Source organism: Streptomyces sp. FXJ1.172, from assembly GCF_001636945.3.
GTDB lineage: Bacteria > Actinomycetota > Actinomycetes > Streptomycetales > Streptomycetaceae > Streptomyces.
The window spans coordinates 8,352,657-8,365,593 of the sequence record NZ_CP119133.2 but is presented as its reverse complement, the minus strand read 5'-3'; the positions used below and the strand labels follow the sequence as shown (position 1 = coordinate 8,365,593).

12 protein-coding genes and 1 pseudogene are annotated in these 12,937 nt (G+C 72.1%); 9 read left to right on the top strand and 4 right to left on the bottom strand.

Annotated elements, in window-relative coordinates; translation table 11 throughout:
- Positions 1-112 precede the first annotated feature (112 nt).
- From A6P39_RS37785 to A6P39_RS37775, 3 genes are all read left to right on the top strand, one after another.
- Entirely contained in the window at positions 113-850 is a 738-nt protein-coding gene (locus A6P39_RS37785) for an AfsR/SARP family transcriptional regulator (protein ID WP_067054539.1), read from the top strand.
- 85 nt (positions 851-935) lie between these two features.
- Entirely contained in the window at positions 936-1,085 is a 150-nt protein-coding gene (locus A6P39_RS37780) for a hypothetical protein (RefSeq protein ID WP_159396191.1), read from the top strand.
- Positions 1,086-1,109: 24 nt separating this feature from the next.
- Positions 1,110-1,832, top strand: a complete 723-nt coding sequence (locus A6P39_RS37775) for a hypothetical protein (protein ID WP_199841003.1) — start codon at positions 1,110-1,112, stop codon at positions 1,830-1,832.
- 26 nt (positions 1,833-1,858) lie between these two features.
- On the opposite strand, the gene A6P39_RS37770 is transcribed toward A6P39_RS37775, so the two are convergent.
- Positions 1,859-3,424, bottom strand: a complete 1,566-nt coding sequence (locus A6P39_RS37770) for a glycoside hydrolase family 32 protein (protein ID WP_443053021.1) — start codon at positions 3,422-3,424, stop codon at positions 1,859-1,861.
- A gap of 157 nt (positions 3,425-3,581) precedes the next feature.
- On the opposite strand from A6P39_RS37770, the gene A6P39_RS37765 reads away from it, so the two are divergent.
- The 4 genes from A6P39_RS37765 to A6P39_RS37750 are packed head-to-tail and all read left to right on the top strand — an operon-like array spanning position 3,582 to position 8,267.
- A complete protein-coding gene (locus A6P39_RS37765) occupies positions 3,582-4,991 on the top strand; it encodes an ABC transporter substrate-binding protein (protein ID WP_067054543.1) in 1,410 nt (469 codons plus the stop codon).
- Positions 4,988-5,983 (top strand): carbohydrate ABC transporter permease, encoded by a 996-nt coding sequence (locus tag A6P39_RS37760; protein WP_067054545.1) that lies wholly within the window; start codon positions 4,988-4,990, stop codon positions 5,981-5,983. Before A6P39_RS37765 ends, A6P39_RS37760 begins: the two co-directional genes overlap by 4 nt.
- A gap of 14 nt (positions 5,984-5,997) precedes the next feature.
- On the top strand, positions 5,998-6,873 hold the full coding sequence (locus A6P39_RS37755) for a carbohydrate ABC transporter permease (RefSeq protein ID WP_199841004.1): 876 nt from the start codon (positions 5,998-6,000) through the stop codon (positions 6,871-6,873).
- Positions 6,870-8,267 carry a glycoside hydrolase family 32 protein gene (locus A6P39_RS37750; protein WP_067054547.1) on the top strand — a complete coding sequence of 466 codons (1,398 nt, stop codon included), beginning with the start codon at positions 6,870-6,872 and terminating at the stop codon, positions 8,265-8,267. The genes A6P39_RS37755 and A6P39_RS37750 overlap by 4 nt, the downstream gene beginning before the upstream one ends.
- Here A6P39_RS37750 and A6P39_RS37745 read toward each other — a convergent pair.
- The gene (locus A6P39_RS37745) at positions 8,230-9,294 is read right to left on the bottom strand and encodes a LacI family DNA-binding transcriptional regulator (protein ID WP_067054549.1); all 1,065 of its coding nucleotides are present in this window, start codon (positions 9,292-9,294) and stop codon (positions 8,230-8,232) included. The genes A6P39_RS37750 and A6P39_RS37745 overlap by 38 nt on opposite strands.
- A gap of 130 nt (positions 9,295-9,424) precedes the next feature.
- The gene (locus A6P39_RS37740; protein ID WP_067054551.1) at positions 9,425-10,285 is read right to left on the bottom strand and encodes a helix-turn-helix domain-containing protein; all 861 of its coding nucleotides are present in this window, start codon (positions 10,283-10,285) and stop codon (positions 9,425-9,427) included.
- A gap of 150 nt (positions 10,286-10,435) precedes the next feature.
- Between A6P39_RS37740 and A6P39_RS37735 the strand changes: the two genes are divergently transcribed.
- A complete protein-coding gene (locus A6P39_RS37735; protein ID WP_067054553.1) occupies positions 10,436-11,299 on the top strand; it encodes an oxidoreductase in 864 nt (287 codons plus the stop codon).
- Between the two features lie 74 nt (positions 11,300-11,373).
- Complete coding sequence (locus A6P39_RS37730) at positions 11,374-11,985, top strand: DNA polymerase ligase N-terminal domain-containing protein (protein WP_067054555.1); 612 nt, start codon at positions 11,374-11,376, stop codon at positions 11,983-11,985.
- Position 11,986: 1 nt separating this feature from the next.
- Here A6P39_RS37730 and A6P39_RS37725 read toward each other — a convergent pair.
- Positions 11,987-12,927: pseudogene (locus A6P39_RS37725) on the bottom strand (LysR family transcriptional regulator).
- Between the last annotated feature and the right edge of the window lie 10 nt (positions 12,928-12,937).

Below are 12,937 nucleotides of genomic sequence, written 5' to 3'. Positions count from 1 at the left end.
GCCTCGAACCGCGGCGGATCACCGCTGCTCCGCGCGGTTGCACGGCCCGGTCGCCCCAGCTGAGACTGATGTTAAGAGGCTTGCCTGCGCGGGGGCGCGCATCCTCGCCACGGTGAGCGAGGCGATCAAGGTGGATTCCCCTCCCCAGTTGTGGTTGCTCGGCCAGTTCCGGCTGGAGTGCGATGCCAAGGCCGTCGAACTGTGCCGCAACGCCCAGCGCGTGCTGGCGTTCGTCGCGCTGCGTCGGCGCGTGTCGCGTACGGTGCTCGCCGGGACGCTGTGGCCCGAGGTCACCGAAGACCGCGCCAGGGGCAGCCTGCGCACCACGCTGTGGAAGCTTCCGCGCGGTGACGAGTCGCTGGTCCGGTGCAGCGGAGACTCGCTCGCTGCGGCCACGGCCCTGCGCGTCGACGTGCATTCCTTCACCGAGACGGCGCTGAGTGTCGTGGAGGGCTGCTGTCCACCGCCCACCGCGCAGCTCCCGCCGGGCCTGCTGGGCGCAGACGACCTGCTGCCGGGCTGGGACGAGGAGTGGGTGCTGATCGAGCGCGAACGCCTGCGGCAGTTGCGGCTGCACGCCCTCGACGCCCTGGCCGAGGTGTTCGTACGGGAGGGAAGGCCGGCGCTCGCCCTTGAGGCGGCGTGGGAGAGCGTGCGCTCCGAACCGCTGCGGGAGAGCGCGCACCGGGCCGCCGTGTCCGCGCATCTCGCCGAGGGCAATCTCATGGAAGCGGTCCGTCACTACCGCTCCTTCCGGCGGTTGCTGCGGGAGGAACTGGGGGTCGAGCCGTCCCCGCAGTTCGCGCGCATGCTCTCCCGCCACGGGGTCACGGTCCTCCAGAGCGGGTGACGCCAGGATGACGGCGGGCTGACGGCGCACCTGTAGCTTCGACACCGAACCGGACGCGACCGGAGGTGGATCCGGTTCGCGACGCATGCTCACTGACTCCGGCATGCCCGTCATCGACGTCGGCGCCGCCGCTCCCGCGCCCGCCGTCTCCGCCATCCGGAACCCGCCCTCGCCGGCCCGGCCGTCGCAGCGGCAGGACGCGCGGATCCGGCTCACCCCATCCCTCCAGGACTGACCAGCCGAAAGGAAGCGAGCCGTCATGGTCGCCCTGTCCAACCTCCGCTACGGCGAGACCAACGAGGACATCCGTGTCGTACAGAAGGCCCTGATCGCGCGGGGCCGCAGCATCCCCGACGGAGCCACGGGCTTCTTCGGCGATCAGACGAGGGCCGCCTACCGGGCCGAACAACTCGCCCAGGGTTTCACGGGGGCCGACGCCGACGGCACACCGGGCTGCGCCTCCCTCACCGCCCTCGGCCGGTTCGCCGGCTTCACCGTCGACTGCACGGGCGCCGCCGCTCCCGCCGCGGGAGGAGGACGGCTCACCCTGGGGCAGGTCACCTTCAACGACCCGCACGACGACGCCGGGGAGCCGGCCATGCGCCGCTATGCGCAGCAGGCGTGCGAACTCACCGGCATGGACCCGGAGTACGGTGTCCCGGCGCTGGTCACCATCACCCAGCGCGAGTCCGCCTACAACAGCCCGAGGTACCGGGTGAACCTGAACGACGTGAACGCGCGCGGCCCGAAGGTGTCCGACGGCCACCCGCAGAACTGCTCGCGAGGTGCCACCCAGTGCATCCCCAGCACGTTCGCCGAATACCACCAGGCGGGCACGGCCACCACACCGTACGACGTGGTCGCGGACATGTGCGCCACGATCAACTACGTGCGCGACCGCTATCACGTGAACACATCGGGCTCCAACTTCTCGGCGCGGGTGCAGCAGGCGGACCCGCACCGGTCCCCCGCCGGGTACTAGGTCCTCTGTGGCATCGTCGCGTTCCCTCACACGGTGAACTCCCGTATCACCGTGTTCCGGAACACGGCCGTCCCGCCCGCCGCGAACAGCGCGAGCCGGTCGTCCACCAGGTACGGGAACACCTCGCTCGAGTGCACGTACCGGCCGTCGTCCACGAACATCTCGACGGACGTGCGGTCCACCAGGATGCGCAGTGTCACCCGCCCGGCGCCCGGGTCGAACGGGCTGCGGCTCTCCTGCCGGTCGCCGCTGGCGGCGGGGTTGACGGTGCCGCGCCGGTTGAGGAAGGCGTACTCGCCCCACACACCCGCGTCGATGTGCCGGCCGCCGTCCGGTGAACGGCGCAACTGGACGCCCGCGCCGGTGAGTCGGGACCAGGTGATCTCGGTCCTCAGCTCGTAGGAGATGCCCGTGTAGTCCAGGAGGCGGGTGCCGTCGTCGACGGTCAGGTCGCCGAGGTTCACCGTGCGCGAGACATAGGTGTCGAGTGCGGCGACCGGCTGTGAGGCGAGGTAATGGCCGCCGGAGGCGGACTTCTTGAGGGTGATCTCGCGGACCACGGAGTCCGTGCCGTTGAAGCCGTCCGCGTCGATGGTGGGTGTGGTGTGTGCGTAGGCCCAGTTGTTGAGCCAGCCGATCGCGTACCGTGCGGCGGGGTCGGACGAGCCGTCCGCCCGTCGTTTGCCGAAGGTGACCGCCGCGTACCAGTCCCAGCCGTGGTCGAGCCACTGCGGGTCGGCACGGTCCGCGGTGAAGGAAGCGCCGTCGAAGGAACCGGTCCAGTAGGCATAGGTGTTGGGCTCTCCGGAGCCTGTGCCGTCCGCGCTTGCGCCCAGCACCCACATCGGTGTGCCGTCGTCGGCGGTGATCCGGAACAGGTCGGGGCATTCGAGCACCCCGATGCCGTCCTTGCGGTAACTTCCCGCCTTTGTCCAGGACTTGAGGTCGGCAGAGTGGTAGAAGCCGATCGTGTTCCGCTCGGCGAGGGCCATCACCCAGCGGTCGTGGTCCTCGTCACGGATGACCTTGGGGTCACGGAAGTCGGCCCCCGCACCGGGGCTGGGCAGCACGGGACCGGTGCCGTGGTTCGTGAAGCTCCGCCCGCCGTCGGTGGAGTAGTACAGGAACTGCTCCTGGTGGTCGGTGCCGCCGCCCGGTGACATCGTGACGACGGCGATCACCGCGCCCGCGCCGAAGCCGGCCGTGTCGCCGGTGTCGACGACCGCCGAACCCGACCACACATCGCCGTTGACGGTGGTGTCCTTGGGCACCGCGATCCCGCGGTCGGTGAAGGAGACCAGGTCGGTGCTGGTGGCCAGGCGCCAGGCGGTGCCCACCTCGCCGTCGAGGTAGTCGGCGTTGTAGAGGTAGTAGTAGTGGTACTCGCCGTCGATCCAGACCGGGCGCTGGGGGTCGTTCTTCCACTGGTCGGGGACGGTGAAGTGGTAGCCGGCCCGGTAACTCAGGCAGCCGCGCGCCGGCTTGGGCAGTGCTGCGGCCGATGCGGGTGCCGTGGGCAGCAGGGCCGCGCCGGCTGCCGCGGCGGTCGTGGTGAACAGGGCTCTTCTGGTCGGGCCGCGGCCGCGCAGCACGCCTCGGTCCTCTCCTGACGGTCCATGACGATCCATGGGACCAGGACTGTGGGACCTAACTCGTTAAAGGTCAAGCGTTCCCGCACCTTGACAGTGCCGTGAGGCGCTTCTCATCATCTGGGGCATCACACCTTGGCTAACACGAGTTAGGCACCTGATGACCGACTCGCATCTCTCCCGCCGCGCCCTGCTGCGGTACGGCGCCTACGGCGCGGGGGCCGCGGCGCTCGCCGGTACCGCCGCGAGCTGGGACCGGCTCACCGGCTCCGACATCCCGGGCCGCGACGACGGCTCCCTCGTCGTCGCCACCCTGGGCTCGGCGTTCTCCCCGGACGGAATCCGCGCCCTGGTCACGGGCTTCCGCAGGCTGCACCCCGACATCAAGGTCCGGATCAACGCGGTGCAGGCCGTGGACTGGCCGGACTTCTTCGCCAAGATCCTCACGCAGATCGCGGCGGGCACCGCGCCCGACCTGGTCTATGTGGCCACCGAGGGCGTGCAGTTGTTCGCCCGGCACCTGGGCGTGGCGCTGGACCCCTGGGTGCGGCGGGACGCTGCGGAGCTGAAGGAGTACTTCGCCGACGTCCATCCCTCGCTGGTGGAGTCGATGATGTACGAGGGCAGCCTGTACCAGCTGCCGATCGAGTTCAACGCGGCCGACATGTACGTCAACACGCATGTGCTGGAGCGCGCGGGGGCGGACCTCCCGGCGGACGGCTGGACCCGCGACGACTTCACCGCGCTGCTGCGCCGGATGAAGAAGGCCAACGACTCCCATTTCACGCCGTACTTCTGGACGAACCGGCTGTGGGGCGGCGTGGTGCCCTGGCTGTTCGCCAACGGCACCAATCTGCTGTCCGAGTCCAAGGCGCCCGGCGGGTCCTGGCTGTGGGACGGCTTCTATCCGGCGGCCCGGCGGCAGGGGCGCGGGGGCGGCTTCCGCTGGACGACTCCACAGGCGACGAGCGGGCGGGTCGAAGAGGCGTACGACTATCTCGCCGCGCTGATCCAGGAGGGGCTGTGCACCCGGCCCGAGGGCGGCAACGGCCAGAATCTGATCGGGGTGTTCTCCACCGGCCGGGTCGGCATCACGCCGGCCGGCGGATTCTGGGCGGGCGGCCTGCATCTGGCCGGCATGCGCGACGGCGGTTTCGACGTGCGGTACTTCCCGCGCTGGCGCACCCAGCGGCACCAGTTCGGCGCCGCGGGCTACGCGCTGCTGCGCACCTCGAAGAAGCAGGACGCGGCCTGGGAGTTCATCAAGTACTCGGCCCGGCTGGACACCCTGACCGAGCTGTTCTCGACCAACCAGACGACGCCGGCCCGCCGTTCGATGCTGACCGCGGCCCGCTACCGGGAGACCGGCCCGGCGCACTGGCGGGTCTTCTACGACACCCTCGACAGCTTCCCCGACACCGGCCCGATTCCGGCCCCGCCGCAGGTCGCCGAGGTGACGCAGGTGCTGCTGAAGCACACCGGGACGGCACTGGCGAGCCCGCGCTCGGTGAGGCCGGCGCTGCGGCGGATGCAGGGCGATCTGGAGCAGGCCATGGAGCGTGACACATGACGGACACCACGGACACCACCGACGCCGCGCGCACGACGGGCACCGCGGGCACCCGGGTTCGCACGGTCCGGTCCCGGGCCGCGGCCCCGAGTCCGGCGGCCGCGCGGCCCTCGGCGCGTGAGCGGGGCACGCGGCTGCTGGCGGCGCTGTTCCTGGCCCCGACCGTGGTCGGGATCGTGGTCTTCACGGTCGTACCGATCATCGGCTCGGTCGTGCTGAGCCTCTTCCACTGGAATGTGATCGATCCGCCCGGCTGGGCCGGTACGGCCAACTACCGTGCGGTGTTCACCGATTCGACCGTCCTGGTCTCCTTCCGCAACACGCTCGTCTTCATGGTGTTCGCGGTCGCCGCGCAACTGCTGATCGCGCTGGCGCTCGCACTCACGCTGAACGGCCGGATGCCCACCTGGCTGCGTTCGGTCTTCCGCTCGGCGTTCTTCTTCCCGCTCGTGCTGTCGGCCGCGTCCATCTCGGTCGTGATGAAGTATCTGTTCAACCAGGACTTCGGAGTGATCAACTGGCTGATCGGGGTGTTCGGGATCGCTCCCGTGCCCTGGCTGACCTCCGAGCACGGCGCGATGGCCACGGTGATCATCGTGTACGTGTGGCAGCAGTTCGGCTTCTCGTTCCTGCTGTTCGTGGGCGGGCTGAACAACATCCCGAAGGAGATCCACGAGGCCGCCGCACTCGACGGCGCGACCGGGCTGCGCAAGCACCTCGCCATCACCCTGCCGCTGCTCTCCCCCACCCTGCTGGTGGCCTCGGTGGTCGGCATCATCAACGCGCTCCAGGTCTTCGAGCAGCCGTACGTGCTCACCGACGGCGGGCCCGGCGACTCCACCCGGACGGTGGTGATGGTGATCTACGAGAAGGCCTTCGAGCAGCTGCGGTTCGGTGAGGCGTCCGCGGTGGGCGTGCTGCTGTTCGTGCTGATCATGGCGGTGACCGCCGTCCAGTTCCGGCTCAGCCGGCATTTCGTCCACTACCAGTGAGCCGGGTGATCCCCTTGAGCCAAGCAACCCTGACCCTCAGCCGCGCCCGGGACTCGCTCGGGCGCGCCCGGTACTCCCTCGGGCCGTGTGCGCGGATCGCCGGGCTGACCGTGTGCGCCCTGCTCACCCTCGGTCCGGTCGTCTGGACCGTCTCCACCTCGCTGCGCACCCCGGCGGACTCGTTCGACCTGCCGCCGCAGATCATTCCGGCCCATCCGAGCACGGCCGCCTACCGCGGTGTCTTCGACCAGATCGACGTGTGGCTGCTGGCGCTCAACTCGACGCTCGTGACCGCCTTGATCGCGGCCGGCCAGATGATCACGGCGGGGCTCGCCGGTTACGCGTTCGCACGGCTGGACTTCCGTTTCAAGAAGCCGCTGTTCGGGCTGGTCCTGGCGACCATGATGGTCCCCTTGCAGGTCACGATCGTTCCGGTGTTCCTGGTGCTCAAGTCGATGGGTCTGACCGACACCCTGCTCGGTCTGATCATTCCGGCGTTCCCGACCGCGTTCGGCACCTTCCTGATGCGCCAGTACTTCCTCGGGATGCCGAAGGACCTCGGTGAGGCGGCGATGCTGGACGGCGCCGGGCCGTGGCGGATCTTCCGGTCCGTGTACGCCCCGCTGGCCCGGCCGGGCCTCGCGATCGTCGGCGTCCTCGCCTTCAACTACCACTGGAACGAGTTCTTCCGCCCGCTGATCCTGGAGACCTCCGGCCAGAACTACACGCTCCCCCTGGGCCTGGTGTCCCTCCAGGGCAACCTCGGCACCGGCTCCATCTCCGTCGTGCTCGCCGGTGTCGTCCTGTCCATGATCCCCGCCGTCGCCGTGTTCGCCGTCGGCCAGCGCCCGCTGCGCGAGGGCATCACCTCCGCGGGAGTCAACCGTTGAGCCCCGCCGCCACCCCGGACCCGGCCGCTCCCCGCTTCCGGGTCCGCCCGCCCGCGGGCTGGATCAACGACCCGAACGGCCCGTTCCGCTGGCGGGGCCGCCACCACCTCTTCTACCAGTACAACCCGGCCGCGCCGGTGCACGCCGACGTCCACTGGGGTCACGCCTCCAGCCCCGACCTGGCCCACTGGGAGCACCATCCGATCGCCCTCACCCCGACCCCCGGCGGCCCCGACGAGGCGGGCTGCTGGTCGGGCTGTGTGGTGGACGACGACGGCGTTCCCACCGCCGTGTACACGGGCGTGGACCGCACTCACACCGGCGTCGGCACCGTCTGCCTCGCCCGTGCGGCGGACCCCGGCGACGAGCGCCTGCTCGACTGGCGGCCACTGCCCGGTCCCGTGGTCGCGGCACCGCCCGCCGGGCTGGACGTCGTGATGTTCCGCGACCCGTTCGTCTTCCGCCACGCCGGCCGGCGCTGGGCCCTGGTCGGCGCGGGCCACGCCGACGGCACCCCGTCGGTCCTCCTCTACGACTGCGAGGAGCTGACCGACTGGCGGTTCGCCGGCGTCCTGCTGGACGGCGCCGACCCGGTCGCCGCCGGTGCCTTCGGCGACAAGGCGACCGGCTGGGAGTGCCCGCAGCTGTACGAGGCGAAAGACGGCGAGCACGTCCTCGTGGTGTCCCTGTGGGACGGGGAGCCGCGCTCCACAGCCTATCTGACGGGCCATCTGAAAGCCGCTCGGGAAGGCGAGTTGAGCTTCACGACCCGTGCGGGTGGCCGGCTCGACCACGGCCGGGACTTCTACGCACCCGCCGTCCGCCAGGATCCCGGCCGTGCCCTGCTGTGGGGCTGGTCGTGGGAGGCGCGGGAGGAGCCGGCGGTGCTGGCGGCGGGCTGGGCGGGCACGCTGACCGCGCCGAGGGTGGTCGACGTCCATCCGGACGGCTCGCTGCGGGTGTTCCCGGCACCGGAGCTGGAACTCCTGCGCGCGCCCCGGCCGTTCACGACCGGGCGGGGCCGGGTGCCGCTTCCGGTGGCGTACGACCTGAGCGTCACCGCGCGCGGCACCACCACCGTCACCCTGCTGCGGGCGGCGGACCGGTCGCTCACCGTCCGTCTGGATCCGGCGGCGGGCACCGTCGTCCTGGACCGCGGCGGCTGGCCGCGCGCGGGAGCGGAGGGATCGGCTCCGGTCACGGTGCGCGTGCCGCCCGGTGCGGCGCTGACCGTACGGGTCCTGGTGGACGGCTCGCTCCTCGAACTCTTCGCCGCGGAACGGGCGACGGTGACCGAGCGGGTGTACCGCCGCGCGGGCGACGTGGCCGAGCTGGAGGTCGACGGGGACGCCGAGGTCAGCGCCTGGGAGCAGGTCCCACCGAGGCGCGGCTGACCACGGGGCAGGCGAGCCGTCGTACCGTGGCGGGCGGGGTGCGGCCGGTGTCGATCGCGTCGAGCAGCAGCCGGGCCGCCGCCTCGCCCATCGCCCGGTGCGGCAGCGCGACGGTGGTCAGGGCCGGGGTGAGGAAGGCGGCCATGTGTTCCTGGTCGTCGTAGCCGACCACCGACAACGCGCCGGGTACGGCGATCCCGAGCCGGGTCGCGGCATGCAGCACGCCTGCCGCGACCCGGTCGTTGTAGCAGAAGATCCCGGTGGGCCGGCGGTGCGGATCGGTGCCGTCGAGGAGGCGGGACGCGCCCTCGTGGCCCCCGCTGATCTCGCCTCCGGTACGCACGACCCACTCCTTGGGCACCGTGATGCCCTCGGCGCGCAGCGCGTCCCGGAAGCCGCGCAGCCGTTCCACCGAGGCGATGTCGTCCTGTCCGCCGACCAGGGCGACCCTGCGGTGCCCGGCCTCCAGCAGCAGCCGTGCGGCGCTGCGCCCGCCGGCCCGCTCGGCCGGGACGACGGCGGGCAGCGAGTCGTCGTCGGGCAGGCAGTTGGCGAGCACGGAGTGGGTGCGGTGCAGGCCCTCGGGGACCCGGACCCGGCGCAGGGACATGGCCGCGTAGATGATGCCGTCGACCCGCCGGTCGAGGAGTTCGGCGACGGCCGCGTCCTCCTTGGCCGGGTCGCCGCCGGAGTCCACGGTGAGCACGAGATGGTCGCTGTCCCAGGCGGTCTCCATCGCGCCCCGCAGCAGCCGGCCGGCGAACGGGGAGGAGGCGATCTCGTCGGTGACCAGCCCGATCACGGCCGTACGGCGGCGGCGCAGGCCGCGGGCGACCGGGTCGGGCCGGTAGCCGAGCCGGGCGGCGGCCTGCCGGATGCGTTCCTGGGTGGCGGGCGAGAGATTGCCCTCGGCACGGCCGTTGAAGACGAAGGAGACGGCGGTGTGCGAGACCCCGGCGAGCCGGGCGACATCCCGTGAGGTGGGCCGTCCGCCGCCCGCGCCGCTGCGCTCCGCGCCACCGCCCATGCCGTCCGCCGCCCTCTTCCACCCGTGCGGTTGATCACCGTGCGGTCGATCAACGCTCACCCTATCCGCGCGGCCGGGTCGATGGCACAGGTGGCCGACGGTGCGCGAGGAGGCCGGCGCCGGCCCCGCCCTACGGGTCCTCGACGCGCTCGGGGGCGACATCGCCCGCGGGCGCGCTGAGGCTGCCGAGGATGTCGAGGAGTTCGGCGCTGCGGCTGCCGGGCTCGGCGTGGAAGACGACCAGGGTGAGTCCGTCGGTACCGTCCACGGAGAGCTTGTTCGAGTGCAGTACCAGATCGCCGACCTGCGGATGGGTGAGGTGGCTCGTGCGACCGCGCCGGGGCCTTACCTCGTGCCGGGCCCACAGGGTGCGGAAGCGTTCGCTGCGCAGGGACAGCTCGCCGACCAGGTCGCGCAGCCGCGGGTCGTCCGCGGCCGTGCCGGCCTCGGACCGCAGCACGGCCACGCCCTCCTCGGTGAGGTCCGCCCAGTCCCGGCGCAGCTCGCGTTCGGCGGGGTCGAGGAAGACGGCCCGCAGGACGTTGACGCCGGGCCGGTAGTTCGGGGTGAGTGCGGTGGCGAGGGCGTTGGCGGCCAGGCAGTCGGCGTAGCGGTTCTGCACATAGGCGGGATTGCGCGGCCAGCCGTCGATGAGCTGCAGCAGGCCCGGCGGGACCTGGTGCGCGCGGCGCCCGGACCGTACCCCGCCGGCGGGCCGGTCCTGGGCGAGTCCGGCGAGGTGGGCCGTGGCGTCGGCGTCCAGCCGCAGCACGCGCGCAATGGCCTCGATGACCTGCACGGACGGGTTGCGGTCCCGGCCCTGCTCCAGCCGGAGGTAGTAGTCGGAACTGATGCCGGCCAGCATCGCGACCTCCTCGCGGCGCAGCCCCGGCACCCGGCGCAGACCGCCGCCGGGCAGCCCCACGTCCTCGGGCCGCACCAGCGCCCGGCGGGCGCGCAGGAACTCACCGAGCGCGTTCGATCCGTCCATGGCACCCACCGTACGGCCGGGCCGGCGGCGGTGACTGTCCCTGCCACTCCCAGGATCGCGGGGGTACTGCCACGCCGGGCGGCACGAGCGCAGGGTGAAGCACGAGTCCGCCGGAGGAGCCGGCGGCCCACAGATCGCGAGAGGTACGACATGACTGCACAGCCCGGCGGTACCGTCACCCCGGCCGACGGCCTGACCCTGACCCGCGTCGGCTACGGCGCCATGCAGCTGGCCGGGCCGCATGTCTTCGGCCCGCCGAAGGACCGGGCCCGGGCCGTGGCGGTGCTCCGCGCGGTGGTGGACGCGGGCATCACGCACATCGACACCGCTGACTTCTACGGCCCGGTCGTCGTCAACGAGATCATCCGCGAGGCCCTGCACCCCTACCCCGAGGACCTGCGCCTCGTCACCAAGGTCGGCGCCCGCCGGGGAGCCGACGGCAGCTGGATGATGTCGCGGCACCCCGAGGACCTGAAGGCGCAGGTGTACGACAACCTGCGCAACCTCGGTGTGGAGGTCCTGGACGTGGTCAATCTGCGGCTGGGCGACATGGACACCCCGAACGAGGACTCGGTCGCCGAGCAGTTCGGCGCCCTGGCCGAGCTGCGGGAGCGGGGGCTGATCCGGCACCTGGGGCTGAGCGCCGCGTCCGCCGCGCAGCTGGACGAGGCCCGTGCCATCGCGCCCGTGGTCACCGTGCAGAACCTGTACAACCTGGCCAACCGGCGGGACGACGCGCTGCTGGAACGCACGGCGGCGCAGAACATCGCCTTCGTGCCGTACTTCCCGCTCGGCGGTTTCACGCCGCTGCAGTCCGGGACGCTGGCGAAGGTCGCCGCACGTCTGGAGGCCTCGCCGCAGCAGGTGGCGCTGGCCTGGCTGCTGCGCCGCTCCCCGAACATCGCGCTGATCCCCGGCACGTCGTCCCCGGACCACCTGCGGGAGAACATCGCCGCCGCGTCGCTGGAGCTGCCCGCGGACGCGGTGGCCGAGCTGGACGGCATCGCGGGCTGAACACTGCGCGCGAGGCGCTGCGGGCGGGGAAGACGGACACTCGGAATGAAGCCACTTGACGGGAGGAGACGCCCATGGCAGCGCAGGACCGGCTGCGGACGTACCGCGACAAGCGCGACTTCGAGCGCACCCACGAGCCGACGGGGCGACCGGCCGAGGCCGGGGCCGGGGCGGACGGGCCTCATTTCGTGGTGCAGATCCACGACGCGCGGCGCATGCACTTCGACTTCCGGCTCCAGGTGGACGACGTCCTGAGGTCCTGGGCGATCCCCAAGGGCCCGTCCAGCGATCCCGGGGACAAGCGGCTGGCCGTGCCGACCGAGGACCATCCGCTGGAGTACGAGGACTTCGAAGGGGTGATCCCGGAGGGCGAGTACGGCGGCGGCACGGTGATCGTGTGGGACCAGGGGACCTATGAGCCGTTGAGCCACGACCGCAGGGGCCGCCCGGTGGAGTTCGCCGAGTCGCTGGAGGACGGGCACGCCACGTTCCGCCTGCACGGCAGCAAGCTGCACGGCGAGTACGCGCTCACCCGCTTCCGCGGCGGCGAGGACGAGGAGGAGTCCTGGCTGCTGGTGCGCAAGGGCCCGGCGGGCTCGGCGGGACACGGCAGCCCCGACCCCCGACGGGCCCGCTCGGTGCGCACCGGACGCACCTTGTCCCAGGTCGCACGGGGCGAGGAGTAGGTCAGCGAGGGCGGCCCGGTGCCTGCCCGGTACGCAGGGTCACCGCGCCGCGCAGGGCGTCCCGGCAGGCGAGGACGGCGGGATGCCGGCTGCCGCCGCCGCGTACGACGGTGAAGATCCGGCGCTTGTGCCGGCCGCGCGGGAGCTGCCGCAGACACATGGCCGGGGACCGTCCGGGCGTACCGCTCCACACCAGGTCGGGCAGGAAGGCCGCGGCATGCCGCTGCTCGACCAGGCGGAGGTGGAGCAGCAGGTCGGTGGTCTCGAACCGTACGTCGGGTTCGAAGCCGGCGGTGCGGCACAGGGTCATGGCCCAGTGCCGTGCGGCGGTGCCTTCGGGTTCCATCACCCAGGGGTGGCCGGCCAGTGAGCGCAGCACCGCCATCGGGCCGCCCCTGTCCAGGCGTTCGGTGCCGTCCGGGCCGCCGTCGGCCGGCTTCGGCAACGCGAGGCGGAGGGGGTCCTCGAGGAGGTCTTCCTCTTCGAGTCCGGCGGGCCGGGGTTGCCGGGGTACTCCTCGGCGAGGACCAGGTCGAAGTCGCGGGCGTGGAGGGCCGGGAGGGCCCTTTCCGGTTCCAGGTGGGTGACGTGGACGCGCAGGTGCGGGTGCCGCTCGCGGAGCAAGCCGAGCGCGGCCGGGACCAGGGCCAGGGCTGCGGTCTGGAACGAGGCGACGCGCAGGGTGCCGGTCAGGTCGCTCAGCGAGGCGGCGATGTCGGCCTCCGCGCGCTCCAGGCGCTCGAGGACCGCTTCCGTGTGGGCGACGAGGATCTCGGCCTGCTCGGTCAGCCGTACCCGCCGTCCCACGGGTTCCAGCAGCGGGACGCCGACTTCCGCCTCCAGCTGGGAGAGCTGCTGGGAGACGGAGGAGGGGGCGTAGGCCCGGGCGGCGGCGACGGCCGCGAGGGTGCGGCGGTGCTTCAGCTCGCGCAGCAGGCGCAGTCGGTGCTTC

What these genes read in the sequence shown, in the direction of transcription:
- A6P39_RS37780 (WP_159396191.1), top strand. Translation starts at nt 936, where the DNA reads ATGCTCACTGACTCCGGCATGCCCGTCATCGACGTCGGCGCCGCCGCT.
- A6P39_RS37740 (WP_067054551.1), bottom strand. Translation starts at nt 10,285, where the DNA reads ATGGACGGATCGAACGCGCTCGGTGAGTTCCTGCGCGCCCGCCGGGCG.
- A6P39_RS37730 (WP_067054555.1), top strand. Translation starts at nt 11,374, where the DNA reads ATGGCAGCGCAGGACCGGCTGCGGACGTACCGCGACAAGCGCGACTTC.
- A6P39_RS37745 (WP_067054549.1), bottom strand. Translation starts at nt 9,294, where the DNA reads ATGGGCGGTGGCGCGGAGCGCAGCGGCGCGGGCGGCGGACGGCCCACC.
- A6P39_RS37760 (WP_067054545.1), top strand. Translation starts at nt 4,988, where the DNA reads ATGACGGACACCACGGACACCACCGACGCCGCGCGCACGACGGGCACC.
- A6P39_RS37735 (WP_067054553.1), top strand. Translation starts at nt 10,436, where the DNA reads ATGACTGCACAGCCCGGCGGTACCGTCACCCCGGCCGACGGCCTGACC.
- A6P39_RS37765 (WP_067054543.1), top strand. Translation starts at nt 3,582, where the DNA reads ATGACCGACTCGCATCTCTCCCGCCGCGCCCTGCTGCGGTACGGCGCC.
- A6P39_RS37775 (WP_199841003.1), top strand. Translation starts at nt 1,110, where the DNA reads ATGGTCGCCCTGTCCAACCTCCGCTACGGCGAGACCAACGAGGACATC.